General features: G+C 61.4%; 16 protein-coding genes and 1 pseudogene. 6 read left to right on the top strand and 11 right to left on the bottom strand.

All coding sequences use genetic code 11. The features are described 5' to 3' along the window. Nucleotides 1-213 (bottom strand): annotated as a pseudogene (locus ACYVDE_RS02895) (SAM-dependent methyltransferase); the annotation flags it as partial. A 93-nt stretch (nucleotides 214-306) separates the two neighbouring features. Then, nucleotides 307-693, bottom strand: coding sequence for a Co(2+)/Mg(2+) efflux protein ApaG (gene apaG, locus ACYVDE_RS02890; RefSeq protein ID WP_460499979.1), 387 nt, complete (start codon nucleotides 691-693; stop codon nucleotides 307-309). 112 nt (nucleotides 694-805) lie between these two features. Between apaG and ACYVDE_RS02885 the strand changes: the two genes are divergently transcribed. Continuing rightward, nucleotides 806-1468: a uracil-DNA glycosylase gene (locus tag ACYVDE_RS02885; protein ID WP_460499978.1), complete on the top strand. Its 663-nt coding sequence runs from the start codon at nucleotides 806-808 to the stop codon at nucleotides 1466-1468. Between the two features lie 84 nt (nucleotides 1469-1552). Here the strand turns inward: ACYVDE_RS02885 and lepB are convergent, their stop codons facing one another. The 6 genes from lepB to ACYVDE_RS02855 form a co-directional block, all read right to left on the bottom strand. Then, nucleotides 1553-2704, bottom strand: a complete 1152-nt coding sequence (lepB, locus tag ACYVDE_RS02880; RefSeq protein WP_460499977.1) for a S26 family signal peptidase — start codon at nucleotides 2702-2704, stop codon at nucleotides 1553-1555. A gap of 124 nt (nucleotides 2705-2828) precedes the next feature. Continuing rightward, nucleotides 2829-3548, bottom strand: coding sequence for a 4-hydroxy-tetrahydrodipicolinate reductase (dapB, locus tag ACYVDE_RS02875; RefSeq protein WP_460499976.1), 720 nt, complete (start codon nucleotides 3546-3548; stop codon nucleotides 2829-2831). 108 nt (nucleotides 3549-3656) lie between these two features. Next, nucleotides 3657-4406, bottom strand: a complete 750-nt coding sequence (locus ACYVDE_RS02870) for a DUF5683 domain-containing protein (protein ID WP_460499975.1) — start codon at nucleotides 4404-4406, stop codon at nucleotides 3657-3659. A gap of 58 nt (nucleotides 4407-4464) precedes the next feature. After that, entirely contained in the window at nucleotides 4465-5445 is a 981-nt protein-coding gene (locus ACYVDE_RS02865) for a ParB/RepB/Spo0J family partition protein (protein ID WP_460499974.1), read from the bottom strand. A gap of 330 nt (nucleotides 5446-5775) precedes the next feature. Then, nucleotides 5776-6162 (bottom strand): hypothetical protein, encoded by a 387-nt coding sequence (locus ACYVDE_RS02860; RefSeq protein WP_460499973.1) that lies wholly within the window; start codon nucleotides 6160-6162, stop codon nucleotides 5776-5778. Nucleotides 6163-6165: 3 nt separating this feature from the next. Continuing rightward, the gene (locus ACYVDE_RS02855) at nucleotides 6166-6972 is read right to left on the bottom strand and encodes a ParA family protein (RefSeq protein ID WP_460499972.1); all 807 of its coding nucleotides are present in this window, start codon (nucleotides 6970-6972) and stop codon (nucleotides 6166-6168) included. Nucleotides 6973-7167: 195 nt separating this feature from the next. Between ACYVDE_RS02855 and ACYVDE_RS02850 the strand changes: the two genes are divergently transcribed. Continuing rightward, nucleotides 7168-8946, top strand: coding sequence for an ABC transporter substrate-binding protein (locus ACYVDE_RS02850; protein ID WP_460499971.1), 1779 nt, complete (start codon nucleotides 7168-7170; stop codon nucleotides 8944-8946). A gap of 118 nt (nucleotides 8947-9064) precedes the next feature. After that, nucleotides 9065-9913 (top strand): alpha/beta hydrolase, encoded by an 849-nt coding sequence (locus tag ACYVDE_RS02845; protein ID WP_460499970.1) that lies wholly within the window; start codon nucleotides 9065-9067, stop codon nucleotides 9911-9913. Nucleotides 9914-10114: 201 nt separating this feature from the next. Here the strand turns inward: ACYVDE_RS02845 and yidC are convergent, their stop codons facing one another. Both yidC and ACYVDE_RS02835 read right to left on the bottom strand, forming a co-directional pair. Continuing rightward, nucleotides 10115-11914, bottom strand: a complete 1800-nt coding sequence (gene yidC, locus ACYVDE_RS02840; protein WP_460499969.1) for a membrane protein insertase YidC — start codon at nucleotides 11912-11914, stop codon at nucleotides 10115-10117. A gap of 218 nt (nucleotides 11915-12132) precedes the next feature. Then, nucleotides 12133-13779, bottom strand: coding sequence for a CTP synthase (locus ACYVDE_RS02835; RefSeq protein WP_460499968.1), 1647 nt, complete (start codon nucleotides 13777-13779; stop codon nucleotides 12133-12135). Between the two features lie 195 nt (nucleotides 13780-13974). Here ACYVDE_RS02835 and ACYVDE_RS02830 point away from each other — a divergent pair, with 195 nt between their 5' ends. Together ACYVDE_RS02830 and ACYVDE_RS02825 are read left to right on the top strand one after the other, a co-directional pair. Then, entirely contained in the window at nucleotides 13975-14148 is a 174-nt protein-coding gene (locus ACYVDE_RS02830; RefSeq protein WP_460499967.1) for a hypothetical protein, read from the top strand. Nucleotides 14149-14271: 123 nt separating this feature from the next. Then, nucleotides 14272-15882: a cation:proton antiporter gene (locus ACYVDE_RS02825; RefSeq protein WP_460499966.1), complete on the top strand. Its 1611-nt coding sequence runs from the start codon at nucleotides 14272-14274 to the stop codon at nucleotides 15880-15882. A 191-nt stretch (nucleotides 15883-16073) separates the two neighbouring features. On the opposite strand, the gene ACYVDE_RS02820 is transcribed toward ACYVDE_RS02825, so the two are convergent. Continuing rightward, nucleotides 16074-17180: an NADH:flavin oxidoreductase gene (locus ACYVDE_RS02820; RefSeq protein WP_460499965.1), complete on the bottom strand. Its 1107-nt coding sequence runs from the start codon at nucleotides 17178-17180 to the stop codon at nucleotides 16074-16076. Between the two features lie 401 nt (nucleotides 17181-17581). Between ACYVDE_RS02820 and ACYVDE_RS02815 the strand changes: the two genes are divergently transcribed. Further along, nucleotides 17582-17874 (top strand): energy transducer TonB (locus ACYVDE_RS02815; RefSeq protein WP_460499964.1); only part of this gene is annotated, 293 nt, incomplete at its 3' end.

Raw genomic sequence — 17874 nt, 5'->3', positions numbered from 1 at the left:
GCCGGTGTGCGAGCCCGCCCCCAAATCCGTGACGCTGATGCTGGCGGGGCTGGCCAGCAGCAGCCGCCGCCGCTCCTCAATGGCCGCGTAGGCGCGGTAGGGGCCAGTATGCTGCACCACCGAGGTATACAGCCCGAACACAAACGGCGAGTGGAGCCCATGGGCGTTGCCCGAGCGCAGCCAGAAGCGGAGGTAAGCGAGAAGTTGGTGCATAGTTGCTGGTGCTTGGTGCTTGGCAATACGCATTGGCCGATGAGCGCCAAGCGCCAAAACCCGACCAACGCGCGCCCGATGCCAAGCACAAAGCTAGTTCATTCGGAACGGCACCATGAGTGTGAACTCCGGAATCTCCACTTCGAACTGCTGGCCGCTGGCCAGACGCTCCATCAGGTAGGTGCCGCGCATCTTGCCCACGCCCGATTTCAGGTTGCAGCCGCTCACGTACTGGTGCGCCTCACCGGGTTCCAGCACGGGCTGGCGGCCTACCACGCCCTCGCCCTCTACCTCGCGCACCACGCTGTTGGCGTCGTGAATGTGCCAGTGCCGCCGCAACAGCTTCACGGTGAACTCGCTATTGTTTCGAATCTCGATGCGGTAGGCAAACACAAAATGCTCCTGGCCGGGGCTGGAGTAATCGGGCAGGTAGTTGGTCGTAACCGAAACGGTGACGCCTTGCGTAGTGATGGTGGGCATAGTCGGCAAAGCTAAAGCAGCTGCGGGCGTAACAGTCGCCCGCGATAATTGGTTTTACGCAACTGCGGCTCCCGAACGCCACTTTTGCCCGTTTATTTTCCCGCAGACTCCTATGGTAAAGATAGCCGAAAGCTGGCGGCCCGTGCTGGCCGATGAGTTCGAAAAGCCGTATTTTCAAAAGCTGATTGCCTTTGTGAAAGGCGAATACGCCACCGCCACGGTCTACCCGGCCGGCCCCCAGATTTTCCATGCCTTCGACGCCACGCCCTTCGATAAGGTCAAAGTCGTCATCCTCGGCCAAGACCCCTACCACGGCCGTAATCAGGCGCACGGCCTCTCGTTCTCGGTGCAGGACGGCCAGCGCACGCCGCCGTCGCTGGTCAACATCTTCAAGGAGTTGCAGTCCGACATTCCCGGTACGCCCGCACCTCCCAACGGCAACCTCGACCGCTGGGCCCAGCAGGGCGTGCTGCTGCTCAACGCCACCCTCACGGTGCGCGCCGGCGAGCCCGCCTCACACCAGAAGCGTGGCTGGGAGGAATTTACCGACGCCGTTATCCGCAAAGTTTCCAACGAGCGGCCGCACGTCGTCTTCATCCTCTGGGGCGCCTATGCCGGCAAGAAATCGGAGTTGATTGATGAGCGCAAGCACCTCGTCATCAAATCGGTGCATCCGTCGCCCTTCGCGGCCGACAAAGGCTTTTTCGGCAGCAAGCCCTTCAGCAAAGCCAACGCCTGGCTGGTGGAGAAAGGCATGACGCCGGTGAAGTGGTAGGTATCAGTTAAGCATTAAGAGTGAGGGGTTAAGAGTTGGCAGAACGTCAACTCTTAACCCCTCACTCTTAATGCTTAACTCAACTTAGTGGATGATGTTGAACAAGCGGCTCCAGCGGATTTTGTGCCAGAAGTCGGCGTTGGGGTCCATCGAAAGCCAGATGAGGACGGCTTTGCCCACCACGTGGTCTTCGGGTACGAAGCCCCAGAAGCGGGAGTCTTCCGAGTTGTGGCGGTTGTCGCCCATCATCATGTAGTAGTTCTGCTTGATGGTGTAGCTGGTCAGCGGCTTGCCGTTCTGGTAAATCATGCCGTCTTGCCAGGTGACGCCGGTGTTGTGCTCGTAGTGCGCCACAATCTTGTAGTAGATGGCGGCATTGGCGGGCGAGAGCGTGATGGTCTGGCCCTTTTTGGGAATGGGCAGCGGGCCGTAGTTGTCGAGGTTCCAGTTGCGCGGGGTGGCGCTCATGGCCGCCGACACGTGGAAGTCGGCCACATCGGGAAAGAGCTGCACCTGGGGCTGCAGCACGGTCATGGCCTTCACGTAGGGCTGCTTCTTGAAGTAGTCGGCCGTGGCCTGCGTGCAGCTGATTTGGTAGCCGTAGGAACCGGGCGTGGGGCCGGGTACGGCTTGCGGCAGCCCGCCGGGCGCGTCGTAGTCGACTACGCCCTGGCTGCGCAGGGCGGCCAATACCTCATCGTTCGGGCTATCCACCTGCATAAAATAGGTGGTTTGCAGGCCGGGGGGAGTTTCGCCAGGCTTACTATTCAGGAACACCTTGCCATCGCGGATTTCGAGGGTGTCGCCGGCTACGGCCACGCAGCGCTTGATGTAGTTGGTGCGTAGGTCGGCCGGATACTGGCTTTCGTGCGGCACGTGAAAAACCACCACGTCGTTGCGCTTGATTTCCGAGAAACCCGGCAGCCGGTAGGTGGGCAGTTGGATGAGGTCGGAGTAGCTTTTCAGGCCCGTGCCCCAGATGGTCTGGTGCGTGAGGGGCACCTGCAGGGGCGTTTGGGGCGTGATGGGGCCGTAGTGCAACTTGCTCACAAACAGATAGTCGCCCACCAGCAGCGAGGCCTCCATGCTGGGCGAAGGAATGGTGTAGGCCTCAAACGTGGCCCAGCGGATGAGCGTGGCCGCCACGATGGCGAAAATCAGCGAATCGGCCCACTCGCGCGACTTGGTTTTGGGCGGCTGCGGCGGGGCGGTGGGGTCGGTTTTGAACAAGGGCATGAGGAAAGCAAGCTTGGGGCTAGCAAATTAGTTCAGCAAAGAAACGCATTGGGAGTTTCTGGTTTGTAGTTGCTGGTTTCTGGTTATCGTCCCGAACTAGAAACGAGCAACCAGAAACGAGCAACTACAGCCCCAGCAGCTCTTTCATGCCGAACACGCCGGGGCGGCCGGGCAGCCACTCGGCCGCCAGCAAGGCACCCAGCGCGAAGCCTTCGCGGCTGTGCGCGGCGTGGCTCAGCTCCAGCGTATCCACGTCGGAGGTATAGGTAACGATGTGCGTGCCCACGGCGTCGCCGGTGCGCTCGCTGATGACGGCCAGCTCCGAAGGCGCTTCGGCCGGGGCGTTGCGCCAGCTGGTTTTGGCCGGAAAATGCCGCAGAATACCTTCGGCGGCCGTGAGGGCGGTGCCGCTGGGCTGGTCGATTTTCTGGGTGTGGTGGATTTCGCGCATGGCCACATCGTAGCCGCCAAACTGGGCCATTTTGGCCGCGATGTACTCGTTGAAGTGAAAGAACAGGTTTACGCCCACGCTATAGTTGGAGGCGTAAAACAAGCTGCCGTTCAGCTCATTGGTCAAGGCCGTGGCTTCTTCAAAATGATGCAGCCAGCCGGTGCTGCCGCACACCACCGGAATGCCCTGGCGCAGGCAGGCCTGCACATTACCAAAGGCCGAGTCGGGGTGCGTGAACTCAATGGCCACATCGACGGTGGCAGGCGTGAAGTCGGTGATTTGGGCGGGCGAAGCGTGCAGGTCGACAACGCCCGCGATGGTGTGCCCGCGCTGGGCGGCCAGAGCGGCGATAGTGCGGCCCATTTTGCCGTAGCCGATAAGGAGAATGTTCATTTGGGAGGTGGTAGTCCGTATCAAGTAGTCAGTAATCAGATGAAAAGGTCGCCGAAATAATGAGTGTCTGGCGACTGACTACTCACTACTGATTACCAAGTAATCACGCTACTTCACCCGCAGGGCAAACAGCACCCCGGGGTTGGTGGGCAGCGCGCCGGGCTGGCCGGGGGTGGGCAACAGTTGCGGCTGCCAGTGCAGGCTCAGGTCGTTGCTCACGTCGAAGTCCTGCAGGTGAGCATCTACCAAGGCGTCTACAATCTGCAGGCTGTAGGCAATGCCGATGTAGAGGTAGAAAATGTCGCGGTAGCCGCGGTAAAACACGATACCCCGGTTCAGGCCGTCTACGGTCAGAGCGTAGCGGGCCTGGGGGCCCAAGTCTGCATCGCCGATACGGTAAAATGTGCCATCGGCCCGGGTCTGGTTCTGAGTTACGCGGTTATATGCCCGGGCATACTGCGTATATCGCTGCTGATAAAAGACTTCGCCAGCAATGGTGCCACCCACCGCGCCAAATACTAATGGCAGCTTCCACCACCGGTGGTTGTAAATCTGGCCTGCGCCGGGCAGTAGGGCGGCAAGCAGCGCCGCCTTGCCGGGCCGTGTGAGGCGAATACCCTCGTAGCCAAAGGCCCGGAACATGTGCTCGGTGCGCTTGGCCGAGTCGGCGGCCATTTTGCGGCGCTTGTCGGCGGGCGTCACCTTCACTTCGCGGCGCTCGGTGGTATCGGCCAGAATCTCGGCCGGGGTGCGGGTAGGGGCGGCGTTGGGGTCGAATACCTGCGCCCGGGCGGTGCCGCCCAGTAAGCTGCTCAGCAGCAGCCCCAGTATTGCCAGGAAGGAAATTCGTTTTTTCATAACCAACCAGCTAACGGCGGCTGCTGGTATTTCGCGTACCGGCATTCCGGGGTGGGTGTTACGAAGGCTGCAGAATGTGCAGGATGCGCTGCATGTCTTCTACCGAGTCGAAGGCGATTTTGATTTCGCCGTTGCCTTTGGCCGTGGGGCGCACCTGCACGCGCGAGCCAAACCGCTCGGCGAGGTGCCGCTCGGCGCGGCGAATTTCCGCTACCGGCACGGCCGATGGCGCGGGCGCGGTGTCGCCTTCGGCCTTGGGCTTGGCTTCGGGGTTGCGGCCGTAGCCGTTGCGCACCAGCTCCTCCACGCGGCGCACCGACAGCTCCTCGGCCACGGTTTTGCGGTAGAGCTCGACTTGCAGCTTGGGGTCGTCGAGGCCGATGAGGGCGCGGGCGTGGCCCATGCTGATTTCGGCGTCGCGCAAGCCAATCTGCACGTCAGGCGGCAGCTTCAGCAGGCGCAGGTAGTTCGTGACGGTCGTGCGGTTTTTGCCTACGCGGTCGCCGAGGTCTTCCTGGCGCAGGTTGCACTCGCTGAGCAGGCGCTGGTAGCTGAGGGCAATTTCGATGGCATTCAGGTTTTCGCGCTGAATGTTCTCAATCAGGGCCATTTCCAGCATCTGCTGGTCGTCGGCCTTGCGGATGTAAGCCGGAATCGTCTCCAAGCCCGCCAGCTTGGACGCCTGCAGACGGCGCTCGCCCGAAATGAGCTGGTAGGAGTTGGTGCCGAGCTGGCGCAGCGTGACGGGCTGAATAATGCCCTGAATTTTAATGCTGTCGGCTAGTTCCTGCAGCGCTTGCTGGTCGAAGTGGGTGCGGGGCTGGTAGGGGTTGGCCTCAATGTGCTCGACGGCGATGAAGCCCACCGAATTGACGGGGTGCGACACGAGGCGGTCGCCAGTGCCGGGCCGGTCGCCTTTTTTCTCGTAGCTACCCTCGATGAGGGCGTTGAGGCCGCGGCCCAGGCCGCCCTTGCGCTTGATGGCGGCGGCGGCCGCCAGGGCTGCTTGCAACTTCTCTTCGTTCTTCTCTAGTGGCATAGTGCGTCGGCCGGGCCCATAAAAGGCGGTTGGCAACCGAACGTCAAATTTACGGATAGTTGGGCGAAGGGCAAGCCGGAAAGTTTAGGGGGGCTTGCTGCACGCGGGAAACCTCACCCCCGCCCCCTTTCCTCAGGAGAGGGGAGCCTGAGGCAGAAGTAGTTCGGGGCGTGCCTAATGGAGCGATATCTCGGTAGTCAAGGGAATAGCAGCCAGTAAAAAGCCCCGCCGAGGCGCCACCAGTCCAACGAGTGACGCCCCGATAGGGCCTTGAGAAGCTGAAGAAGCTTCAGTTGTTACCGATGCGTTGCCTTGTCAGGGCTACTTGAATTACGATGTAAGATTCTGGTGTAGCGCAAGTATTTCAACGACTTCACAAGTTCCTATCCTTCTTCCTTCGTGGAAATATCCTTGCACACCAACGCGTATGTGTTGGCTGTGGAATGCTCGGAAAGCCGGATTCACGATAAACATATCGGCTAAGCCCTGTTTGGGCATCGGCTCACCTTCCGGTAGCACTTGGCCAGAGTCAGAAACAAATTCCGGCCAAATGATAAAAACCTGGCTGGGCTTGCTGATGTGCTCATCGGCGTAGGAAAAATCCCAGCGAATGTGCTGCATGGGCGGCATTTTACGCCCGCCCTCATCGGCGCTGAAAAGACGGTAGCTTACCCGGAAATCCGGGGCTAATCCTGTCGCTTCAGTATAGGAAGCCATGCTCTAAATACGCTCGTCCTCAGCCGTCTCCTCGGTGGCCTCCACGCTGTTTTTCTCCACGATTTCGCGGGCCAGGTTGAGGTAGCTGAGGGAGCCTTTGCTCTCGGCATCGTGCAGGATGACAGGGATGCCGAAGCTGGGCGACTCGCTCAGCTTCACGTTGCGGGGGATGATGGTATCGAAGGCCAGCTGCTGGAAATGCATGCGGACTTCTTCCACCACCTGGTTGCTCAGGCGCAGGCGCACGTCGTACATCGTGAGCAGGATGCCCTCGATTTCGAGCTCGGTGTTGAGGCGGCTTTGAATGATTTTGATGGTATTCAAGAGCTTGCCTAAGCCTTCCAACGCGAAATACTCGCACTGCACCGGGATGATGACCGAGTGCGCAGCCGTGAGGGCGTTGACGGTGATGAGGCCGAGCGAGGGCGAGCAGTCGATGATGATGAAGTCGTACTCGGCGGCGAGGGGGCGCAGGGCCTCCTTCATTTTCTCCTCGCGGTTGGGCAGGTTTATCATCTCCACCTCGGCGCCCACCAGGTCGATGTGGGAGGGCATGAGGTCGAGGTGGGGCAGGATGTTGGTGGGCACGATGATGTCCTGGGCATTGATGCCGTCGACCATGCACTCGTAGATGCTGTTCTGGATGTCCTTGGGGTCGTAGCCCACGCCGGAGGTAGCATTGGCCTGGGGGTCGGCATCCACGAGCAGGGTCCGGTAGTCCAGGGCAGCCAGGGAGGCCGCGAGGTTAATGGAGGTAGTGGTTTTGCCCACCCCGCCTTTCTGATTGGCTACCGCGATGATTTTTCCCATTTCTCTTAGTATCTGGTTTTTGGTTTTCGGTTTTTGGTTTTCGGGAATCGGGTTCGGGCGGTTGCTGAATCAGAAGCACGCCAAAAACCAAAAACCAAAAACGGCCAACCAAAAACATTCCTGCCGTAGCATTGCACAAAGATACATTCTTTCCCTGTTCGCATGGCCCCTTTTTTGGCTCGTTGGGCTAGCTTATTGGCTAAACCTTTTGGATTCTGGCTGGCGGCGCTGGCGCTGGCCGGCTGCCACGACGCGGCCCGCCCGGTGGCCGACGAGCGTCGCGTATTCCGCTACAATCAACCCGAGGCGCTGTCTTCGCTCGACCCCGCTTTTGCCCGCAACCAGGCCAATACCTGGGCGGTGTCGCAGCTCTATAATGGCCTGGTTGAGCTGGATTCGACCCTGCAGCCGGTGCCCGCGCTGGCCCGGCGCTACAACATTTCGCCCGATGGAAAGACGTACACGTTCGTGCTACGGCAGGGGGTGTTTTTCCATGAGAATAAAGAGTTGTTTCTTTCGAAGGAATACTTAGCCGCTAGTGCCAAGCTTGATAGTACTGCCGCCAGAATAAGGCGTGAACAAGGCGTTAGGGCTGCGCAAAAATGGCTACTTGTACAAAGCCAATTTGTTGAACGTCCTACCCGGCCCATTACCGCAGCCGACTTTGTCTACAGCTTCAAGCGCATTCTCGACCCGGCCACGGCTAGCTCGGGCGGCTGGATTTTCCGGGGCAAGGTGCTGGAGAAGCCCGATGGCAGCATCAGCGACACGGCTTTTGTAGCGGTCAACGACTCAACGCTGCGCATTCACTTAAAGGAACCGTTCATTCCGTTTCTCGGCATCCTCACGATGCCCTACGCCTACGTGGTGCCGCACGAGGCCGTAGAGAAATATGGCAAGGACTTCCGCGAGCACCCGGTTGGCACGGGCCCGTTCCGATTCAAGCTCTGGGACGAGGGCAACGTACTGCTTTACGAGCGCAACCCCGACTACTGGCGCACTGACAAAAAAGGCCGCCCGCTGCCGTACCTGGATGCGGTGGCGGTGAGCTTTCTGCCCGACCGCAAGACCGAGTTCCTGACTTTTATGCAGGGCAAGCTGGATTTCCTCTCGGGCATCCGAGCCGGCTCGCGCGACCTCATCATGCATCCTGATGGCACCATCCGGGAGGATTTCAAGGGCAAGTTCACGGTGCAGAAGGCGCCGTACCTGAATACCGAATACCTGGGCATTCAACTCGATTCGGCCAACCTGCGGGGTGAGCAGGCCGTGCAGGGCCGGGCATTGCGCGACAAGCGCGTGCGCCAGGCCCTGAACTACGCCCTCAACAAGCCCGAAATGCTGACCTATCTGCTGAATCGGGTGGGCCACGCCGGCACCTCGGGCTTCGTGCCTACGGCGCTGCCCTCGTTCTCCGAAAAGGAGGTGCCCGGCTACACTTACCAGCCGCAGAAGGCCCGCCAGTTGCTGCGTGCCGCCGGCTACGGCCCGCAGCGCCCGCTTAAGCTGCGCCTGAGCACCGTGCTGGAACGCAAGGAGATAGGCGAATACCTGCAAAAACAGTGGGCCGATGTGGGCGTGCAGGTGCAGATTGACATCAACCAGTCGGCCGCGCAGCAGGACTTGGTGGACAACGGCCGGGTGGCCTTCTTCGCTAAGAGCTGGCTGGGCGACTATCCTGACGCCGAGAACTACCTGGCGCTGTTCTACAGCCCCAATTTCAGCCCCGCCGGGCCCGATAAAACGCACTTTAAAAACGCGGCCTACGATAAGCTTTACGACGAAGCCCGCCGCACCCAGGACGTAGCCAAGCGCACCGCGCTCTACCAGGCCATGGACCGGATTGTGGTGGATGAAGTGCCCGTCATCAGCCTGTATTACGACGAAGTGGTGCGCCTCACGCAGAACAACGTACGCGGCCTCACCCCGAACCCGATGAACCAGCTGCTGATCGAGCGCGTGCGTAAGGAGTAGAGTCTCGCCGTGCGCGCCTTTCAGCGATTATTCAGGCGTCATCGTTCAACGGTGAGACGCAAATATGCGTCTCTACCCCGTAATACATCAATGTGGTAACTCACAGCCAACTGAAACGATGAGGCACCTGCGAATAACCTTAGCAGCAGCGGCGGCGCTGGCTATTACCCAACCCGGTGCGGCGCACGCGCAGGCTGTTGCGCCGACCGCCGCCGCCCCGCTGGTCATCGGCCAAACCTTCACGCTGGCCTCGAAGGCGCTGGGCGAAACACGACGCATCAACGTGTATTTGCCGGCGGCTTACACCGACTCGGCCACGGTGCGGCTGCCGGTGCTGTACATGCCCGATGGCGGGCTGGCGGAGGATTTTCTGCACGTGGCGGGCCTCGTGCAGGTGCTGACGGGCAACGGCACCATGCGGCCGTTCATTCTGGTGGGCATCGAAAATACCCAGCGGCGGCGCGACCTCACCGGCCCCACCACCGTGGCCGAGGACAAAAAGATTGCGCCCAAAGTGGGCGGCTCGGCGGCCTACCGGCAATTCATCCGCGAGGAGCTGATGCCGCAGGTGAAGCAGCGCTACCGCACCACGCCGGAAACGGCCATCGTGGGCGAGTCGCTGGCCGGGCTGTTCGTAGTCGAAACCTTGTTGCTGGAACCCACGCTGTTCAATACTTACCTGGCCTTCGATGCCAGCCTGTGGTGGAACAACGGCCAGTTGGCCGCGCAGGCCGGCACACTGTTGCAAAAAAGCCGCCCGGCCACTACCGTGTATCTGGCTACCAGCATTCACGGCGACACGGCCGCCACGCGCCGCCTGATGGCGCTGGCCTGGCCCCAGGCCGCGCGCTTAGGCAGCTGGCACTACGAGCCGATGCCCGAGGAAACCCACGCCACTATATACCACCCAGCGGCGCTGCGGGCGTTTCGGGCGGTATTCAAGCCGCAGGCCAAAGTCGGGCGCTAGTGTTGTTTGCGCGGTTTCGGCAAGCAGCGCGAGAGCCGTGTGAAAAGCTCTTGCTGCGGTTTCGCCATGGGGCAACAACCCCCAAAGAACGTCATGCTGAGCTTGTCGAAGCATCTCTACTGCGAATACTCGTCGCAGTAGAGATGATGCTTCGACAAGCTCAGCATGACGTTCGGTAGAGTCGGGCTGAGGTCGTTCGGATTACGACTTCTTCTTTGCCTGCGCTTTGGCTTGCGCCTCGCGCTCCTGGGCGGCCTTCATGGCTTCGGCAATGCGGCCCTGCAGGCCGCCGGGCTTCTTGTCCTTGTTCTTGATTTTGTTGGCGTCGAGCTGGGCGCGGATTTTGGTGTCATCCACGAACGTCTTGGTGATGGCCTGCTGCGCGAAGGTGATAACGTTCGACACGAAGTAGTACCAGGTGAGGCCCGCCGCGAAGCTGTTCAGCACGAACAGGAAGATGATGGGCATCAGGTAGCTGTAGGTTTTCATCGGGCCCTGCATGGCCGTGTTGGTCTGGTTGCTCTGCCAGGTCATGAGCAGGGTGGAAGCCGTCATCAGCAGCGTGAACATCGACACGTGGTCGCCGTACCACTTCACGTAGAAAGGCAGCTTGATGAATACGTCGTAGCTGCTCAGGTCCTTTGCCCACAGGAAGCTCTGCTGGCGCAGCTCGATGGCGTTGGGGAAGAACTGGAACATGGCGAACAGAATCGGCATGGTGAGCAGCGTCGGCACGCAACCGCTGAGCGGGCTCACCCCGAATTCCTGGTACAGCTTCATGGTTTCCTGCTGCACCTTGGTCTGGTCGTCGCCATACTTTTCCTTGAGCTGGTCGATTTCCGGCTTCAGCACTTTCATGCGGGCCTGGCTCTCGTAGGTTTTGTAGGTGAGCGGCCAAGTCACGAGCTTGATGAGCAGCACCAGCAGCGCGATGATGATGCCGTATGACGAGATGAACTGCTCGAGGAAGTGGAACACCGGCAGCACCACGAAGCGGTTCACCCAGCGGAACAGGCCCCAGCCCAGGTACACGTTGCGGTCAAATTCCGGCGCCACGGCCTTGAGGGTATTGAAAGCATTCGGGCCGAAGTAGAAGCGGTATTGGCCGCGGCCCTGCTCCACCTCGGCCACCGGAATGGTCAGCGTCGAGCTCAGGGTTTTGATGGTGGTCGAGTCGGCCAGGTTCACGTCGGCGTTGAAGGCGCCGCCCGCGAAGGGCTGCTGGTCGGCAATGAGGCCGGCCACGAAGAAGTCGTGCTTGTGGGCGGCCCATTTCACGGGGCCGGCGGCCTTGTATTCTTCGGGCTTCTCGCTGGCTTCGGCCAGGGCGCCTTGGTCGCCGGCGGCCAGGTAGTGGTTGATGGTGGTGTGGTTACGGTTCTGCTTGAGGTCCTGCTCGGTCTGGCGCACCTTATCGAGGAAGGTGAAGGTGAGCGGCTCCTGGGCCACGGTGCGCTCCAGGCCCAGCAGGCGCAGGTCGTACTTCAGTTCGAAGCTGTTGGCGGGCAGCGAGTACGTCTGCACGATGCTGCCGCCAGCCACCGGGGCCGAGAACGTGAGCGTGGAAGCCCCGGCCGCCTGCGAAGGCACGGCCTGGAAATTCAAATCCGAAAACTTGATGGTTTTGCCATCCACGGTCCGGAACTTGGTGTCCATGCGGGCGCTGCTGGCATCAAACAAATCGAGCGGCTTGCCGAAGAAGGTCTTGTACTTGTTCATCCGCACGGCCGAAATGCGGCCGCCGCGAGTCGAGAAGGTGATGGTCAGGTTCTCGTTGGCCAGGGTCACGTCCTTGGCCGGGCCGGCGGTGGTATCGAGCGGCGCCTCGGGGGCCAGGTTGGCGGCCGGTACGGCGGGGGAGCCGGCGGTAGCGGCAGCGGTGGTAGCGGCCGGGGCTTTGCCGGCGGCCTTTTCGTCCGGCTTCTTCGGGCTGAAGAAGAACAGGTACACGAGGAGCAAGGCCGAAATCAGGAAAAGGCCGGTTGCTGAATTTCTATCCATTAGTAAAAAAGGTTGCGAAGGGGCAAAGGTACGGCGGGACGCTGCGCTTAATGAAGAATGACAAATGAGGAATGAAGAATTGAAGACGCCTGTCATCCTGAACACAGCGAAGGACCTTATCGCGCTTGGGTAAAAAGAATTACCACAAACTGTTCCGACGTGATAAGGTCCTTCGCTGTGTTCAGGATGACAGGCGTCTTTAATACCTCAAATTCTAACTACCCCTTGCGGTGCTGGATGGCGGCCCGCACGAAGCGCACGAACAGCGGGTGGGGCTGCTCCACGGTGCTTTTCAGCTCGGGGTGGAACTGGCCGGCCACGAACCAGGGGTGCGTGGGCAGCTCAATTACTTCCACTAGGCCGGTGTCGGGGTTGGTGCCGGTGGCTTGCAGGCCGGCATCCTCAAACTGCTTGAGGTAATCGCCGTTGAACTCGTAGCGGTGGCGGTGGCGCTCGCTGATGTGGTTTTTGCCGTAGGCCTTGGCCGCTTTCGAGTTGCGGCGCAGGTCGCAGGCGTAGGCCCCGAGGCGCATGGTGCCGCCCTTTTGGGTAATGTTTTTCTGCTCCTCCATCATGGCAATGACGGGGTTGGGCGTGAGGGCGTCCATCTCGGTCGAGTTGGCGTTTTGCAGGCCCAGCACGTTGCGGGCGTACTCCACCACGGCCACCTGCATGCCCAGGCAGATGCCGAAGAAGGGAATGTTGTTTTCCCGTACGTACTTCACCGCGGCAATTTTGCCCTCGAAGCCGCGCTCGCCGAAGCCGGGCGCCACCAGCACGCCGTCGCAGCCGTGCAGCAGGCCGGCAATGTTTTCAGGCGTGATGTTGTCAGACTGAATGCTGCGCACCGTCACCTTGCACTCGTTCTGGGCGCCGGCGTGCACGAAGGCTTCGTTGATGGACTTGTAGGCGTCGGGCAGCTCCACGTACTTGCCCACGAGGGCAATGGTCACTTCCTCGGTCGGGTTTTTCAGCTTGCCCAGGAAGTCTTTCCAGGCTTCGAGGTCGGGGTGCTGGGCGCCGCCGGTCAGCTTCAGGCGCTTAATCACGCGCTCATCGAGGCCTTCTTTACGCATCAGCAGCGGCACCGAGTAGATGCTGTCGGCGTCGAGGCTTTCGATGACGGAGTTGATTTTCACGTTGCAGAACAGCGCAATTTTGCGCCGCATCTCCATCGGAATGGGGTGCTCGGAGCGGCACACCAGGATGTCGGGCTGCAGGCCGGCCTCGCGCAGGTCGCGTACCGAGTGCTGAGTGGGCTTGGTTTTGAGCTCGCCGGCGGCCTTAAGGTAGGGCAGCAGCGTGAGGTGGATGACGAGCGAGTCGTACTCGGGCAGCTCCCAGCGGAGCTGGCGCACGGCCTCCACGAAGGGCAGGCTCTCGATGTCGCCGATGCAGCCGCCGATTTCGGTGATGACCACATCGAACTGGCCGTTCTGGCCCAGCAGCAGCATGCGCCGCTTGATTTCGTCGGTGATGTGGGGCACCACCTGCACGGTTTTGCCGAGGAAGGCGCCCTCGCGCTCGCGGCGAATCACGTGGTCGTAGATGCGGCCGGTGGTGACGTTGTTGGCCTGCGAGGTGGGCGTGTTCAGGAACCGCTCGTAGTGGCCGAGGTCGAGGTCGGTTTCGGCCCCGTCATCGGTCACGTAGCACTCGCCGTGTTCGTACGGGTTGAGCGTGCCGGGGTCGATGTTGATGTAGGGGTCGAACTTCTGGATGGTGACTCGGAACCCGCGGGCCTGCAAAAGCTTGGCCAGCGAGGCGGAAATGATTCCTTTGCCGAGTGAAGAAGTGACGCCGCCGGTAACGAAAATATATTTCGCCGCCGACGCGCTGGGGGAGGGGTTGGAGCGTTCGGGCATGACGGGAGCCAAAGGTACGGTACCCGGCGTTGGCACAAGCGAAAACTTATCGGCCGCCAGGAAAATACCCGGCTGGCACCCCGCGCCGAGCCATTCAAAAATTCAGGTTGAATAAAATAATGGCATTGGACAAAATAATCCGAAAATCAGGCGGTTGCATGCAGCAAACGATTGCGGAAATCCGTACATTTAGGTATGGCACATTTCATTCAACACCTCGTTCATGTATGGGGCCTGAGCCCGATGCATTACTGGCACCTGCGCCTGCTCACGGCGCTGCTGCTGTCGCCCCTGCTGGGCGTGCTCTACATCGTGCTGTTCGACCGGCCTCGGCGTCCCGTGGCGGGCCGGCAACTGTGGCATCGCTAAGGAATTATTCACCTCATGCCGGCCGTCATTCCGAACAGAAGACGTTTGGGATGACGGCCGGTTTTTTTCATGGGTCCGGGACGGTGGCGTTTCTTTGGGGCGGTTAAACGTTACCGCTCCTTTATGCTGCACGAAAGCCTTCTTCTCATTCTCGGCCTGCTGTTCGCCGTCTTTCTGCTGGTGATGCTGGGGCAGAAGCTGGGCATTTCCTACCCCATTTTTCTAGTGCTGGGCGGGCTGGCGCTGAGCTTCGTGCCCGGCCTGCCGCGGGTGGCCATCGCGCCCGACCTCATTTTCCTGATTTTCCTGCCCCCGCTGCTCTACGAAGCGGCCTGGATGACGGCCTGGAAGGACTTCTGGCGCTGGCGGCGAGCCATTGGGCTGCTCGCGTTCGGGCTGGTGGGCTTCACCTCGGCCATTGTGGCCTACGTGGCGCAGGCCGTTATTCCGGGGTTTACGCTGGGGCTGGGGTTTTTGCTGGGCGGCATCATTTCGCCGCCCGATGCGGTGGCGGCTACCTCGGTGCTGCGCGGCATTAAGGTGCCGCGGCGCGTCACGGCCATATTGGAAGGCGAGAGCCTGATTAACGACGCCAGCAGTTTGATTGTGTTTCGGTTTGCGCTGCTGGCGGTGCTCTCGGGCTCGTTTGTGTGGCAGGAGGCGGCCACCAGCTTCGTGCTGGTGAGCGGCATGGGACTGGTGGTGGGCATTGTGGTGGCCTGCGGGTTCTTTCTCATTCACAAATACCTGCCCACCACGCCCAGCATCAACACGGCCCTCACGTTTATGGCGCCTTACGTGATGTATCTGCTGGCCGAGGAGTTCCACTTTTCGGGCGTGCTGGCGGTGGTGAGCGGCGGCCTGCTGCTCTCGCACCTCTCGCACCGCGTGTTCGACGCCAATACCCGCCTGCAGGCCAATAGCGTGTGGGCCAGCGTGAGCTTCGTGCTGAACGGGCTGGTGTTCATTCTCATCGGCCTGCAGCTGCCCATTGCGGTGGAGGGCCTGGGCGAGTATTCGTTGCAGCAGGGCATTACCTACGGCTTGCTGATGAGCGGGCTGGTGATTGTGATTCGGCTGCTGTGGATGTACCCGGCGGCGTTCATCCCGCGCTACCTAAGCCGCAGCATTCGCAACAGTGAGCCCAGCCCGGGCTGGCAGGGCACGCTGGTGCTGGGCTGGGCGGGCATGCGCGGGGTGGTGTCGCTGGCCTCGGCGCTGTCGGTGCCGCTCATGACCAACGACGGCCTGCAATTCCCGCAGCGCAACCTCATCCTGTTCATCACCTTCGTGGTCATTCTCGTTACGCTGGTGCTGCAGGGCCTCACGTTGCCGGCCATCATTCGCATCACTAAAATAGCCGACAACGACGCCAGCACGCCCCTCGAAGCGCAGGAAGCCGGTGTGCGTCTGCACCTGCGCCAGGCCGCCGTAAAGCACCTGCAGCGCCAGTACGCCGCCGAAGCCGAGGCCAACGAACTCATCGCCCGCCTGCAGCAGCGCATGCAAACCGAAATCAACCTCACCACCCGCACACTCAACTCGCTCGAAGTGGACGAGGCCGGCCGCGACACCCTGCGCCAGTACCATCTGGTGCTGCTCGACGTGCTGAACGTGCAGCGCCAGACGCTGGAGCACCTGCGTCACCACGACGCCTACGACGACGAAGTGTTGCGCCAGCAGGAAGCCCAGCTCGACCTCGACGAGGCCAAGGTAAAGCACATTGAGCGGTAAATAACGCAAGTTGCGGAGTCGGCGAACCAGCCCCAGCGGGGCGACACGTCGGTAGTAAAACCTGGCGATAGGTGCGGTAAAGCCCCAGCGGGGCGGCATTCGTCAGGCGAATGTCGCCCCGCTGGGGCTTTGGTAAACGGTAATCAAGCGGGTTCAGTACCGACATACCGCCCCGCTGGGGCTAGCCCGGCCTACACCAGCGTGCGCAGCGCCTCGCGGCTGAAGCCGTGCATCTCATCGAGGCGGCCCTGCTCGATTTTCTCCACCCAGTTGGGGTCCACGATAAGCTGGCGGCCCACGGCCACGAGGTCAAACTCGTTGCGGTCGAGCCGGCGCAGCAGTTCGTCGATGCCCTGCGGCTGCGAGGCCTCGCCCGCGAAACCGGCCAGGAACTCGCCCGACAGGCCCACCGAGCCTACGGTAATGGTGGTTTTGCCGGTGAGCTTTTTCACCCAGCCGGCGAAGTTCAGGTCCGAGCCCTGGTCTTCGAACTCGGGCTCCCAGAAGCGGCGCTGCGAGCAGTGAAAAATGTCGACGCCGGCCTCGGCCAGCGGCTGCAGCCAGGCTTCCAGCTCCTGCGGGGTGTGGGCCAGCTTCACGGCGTAGTCCTGCTGCTTCCACTGCGAAAGGCGTAGGCTGATGGCGAAGTCTTCGCCCACGGCCTGACGCACTTCCTTCACCAGCTCCACGGCCAGGCGGCTGCGCTGGGCGAGGCTGTCGCCGCCGTACTGGTCGGTACGCTCGTTGAGGCCGGCCCAGAAAAACTGGTCGATGAGGTAGCCGTGGGCGCCGTGCAACTCCAGGCAGTCGAAGCCCAGGCGCTTGGTGTCGGCGGCGGCGCGGGCGAAGGCGGCAATGGTGTCGGCGATGTCGTTTTCGCTCATGGCCTTGCCGGTGGCCTCGCCGGGCTTGAGGAGGCCGGAGGGGCCTTCGAACTGCTCCGACGGCTTCCAGCCGGAGCGGTGCTCGGCCATCACGCCCATGTGCCAGAGCTGCGGGCCCATCTGGCCCCCGGCGGCGTGCACTTCGTCGATGACGTGCTGCCAGCCGGCCAGGGCTGCATCGCCGTAGAAATGCGGAATGTTGGGGTCGTTCGACGAGGCCGGGCGTTCCACCACGGTGCCTTCGGAGAGGATGAGGCCGACCTGGCCCTCGGCCCGGCGGCGGTAGTAGGCGGCCACGTCGGCGCCCGGCACGCCGCCCGGCGAGAAGGCGCGCGTCATGGGAGCCATGACAATGCGGTTTTTGAGGTTGAGCGATTTCAGCGCGAAAGGCGCGAACAGGGCGTTGAGAGACATTCTTTTCGGGATTGTGTTAGGCGGAAGAAGATGACAACAACAGGGTAGGGGCAGTTTTGATTTTTCGGCACTTACGGCTGCGGTAAGCTAGGCAGCATTCATGGTAACTGCTTAAATGGGGAAGCGGGCTCCCCCAGCCAGGCGGTGGCGTAGCAACCGTCAGCCCTAACGGAATTCAATGACTGGTTCTGCAACCAGCATTCGCGTAGCCGAAGTGGTCGGTGGGCGTAAGTTGCGTCATGATTCACGCGAGCCGTTTTTTATTCGTATTGCTGCTGAGTATGCGAGTTGCCTGGGCGCAGGAGCAGCCCGAAACTGCGACGATGCCGGGCCGCTCCGGTAGCCGGGTAGTTTCCTCGGCTGAAAACCCGCCGCTTGAGCTTCAGTACGAAACCGGGAGCGTGATAGACGCTGTTCAGGCCCGCATTGTACTACCCTTTGGCACCCCGGTGCCGGCCGATACCAGCCGGGTGGTGGTGAGACTGGTGGTGGGCACGCTGGGCGAAGTGGCCGACGCGAAAATGGTACGCGGCATCAGCCCTGCCGTAGACGAAGCCGTGCTCAACGCGCTGCACGATAACCTGTCCTTCCGCCCCACGCAGCGCAACGGCAGGTATGAGCAAACGCCCTACACCCTGGTAATTCCGGCCCCCGGCGCGGCCTCGGCCGCCCAGCGCCGCGAGGCCACCACGCG

Source organism: Hymenobacter agri (assembly GCF_054778495.1).
The sequence above is the reverse complement of the archived record's forward strand: the minus strand, read 5'-3'. Positions and strand labels throughout refer to the sequence as shown.

Bases quoted from the DNA above. Each gene is read 5' to 3' on its own strand.
- apaG (WP_460499979.1), bottom strand. From the start codon at position 693: ATGCCCACCATCACTACGCAAGGCGTCACCGTTTCGGTTACGACCAAC.
- ACYVDE_RS02885 (WP_460499978.1), top strand. From the start codon at position 806: ATGGTAAAGATAGCCGAAAGCTGGCGGCCCGTGCTGGCCGATGAGTTC.
- lepB (WP_460499977.1), bottom strand. From the start codon at position 2,704: ATGCCCTTGTTCAAAACCGACCCCACCGCCCCGCCGCAGCCGCCCAAA.
- dapB (WP_460499976.1), bottom strand. From the start codon at position 3,548: ATGAACATTCTCCTTATCGGCTACGGCAAAATGGGCCGCACTATCGCC.
- ACYVDE_RS02870 (WP_460499975.1), bottom strand. From the start codon at position 4,406: ATGAAAAAACGAATTTCCTTCCTGGCAATACTGGGGCTGCTGCTGAGC.
- ACYVDE_RS02865 (WP_460499974.1), bottom strand. From the start codon at position 5,445: ATGCCACTAGAGAAGAACGAAGAGAAGTTGCAAGCAGCCCTGGCGGCC.
- ACYVDE_RS02860 (WP_460499973.1), bottom strand. From the start codon at position 6,162: ATGGCTTCCTATACTGAAGCGACAGGATTAGCCCCGGATTTCCGGGTA.
- ACYVDE_RS02855 (WP_460499972.1), bottom strand. From the start codon at position 6,972: ATGGGAAAAATCATCGCGGTAGCCAATCAGAAAGGCGGGGTGGGCAAA.
- ACYVDE_RS02845 (WP_460499970.1), top strand. From the start codon at position 9,065: ATGAGGCACCTGCGAATAACCTTAGCAGCAGCGGCGGCGCTGGCTATT.
- yidC (WP_460499969.1), bottom strand. From the start codon at position 11,914: ATGGATAGAAATTCAGCAACCGGCCTTTTCCTGATTTCGGCCTTGCTC.
- ACYVDE_RS02835 (WP_460499968.1), bottom strand. From the start codon at position 13,779: ATGCCCGAACGCTCCAACCCCTCCCCCAGCGCGTCGGCGGCGAAATAT.
- ACYVDE_RS02830 (WP_460499967.1), top strand. From the start codon at position 13,975: ATGGCACATTTCATTCAACACCTCGTTCATGTATGGGGCCTGAGCCCG.
- ACYVDE_RS02825 (WP_460499966.1), top strand. From the start codon at position 14,272: ATGCTGCACGAAAGCCTTCTTCTCATTCTCGGCCTGCTGTTCGCCGTC.
- ACYVDE_RS02820 (WP_460499965.1), bottom strand. From the start codon at position 17,180: ATGTCTCTCAACGCCCTGTTCGCGCCTTTCGCGCTGAAATCGCTCAAC.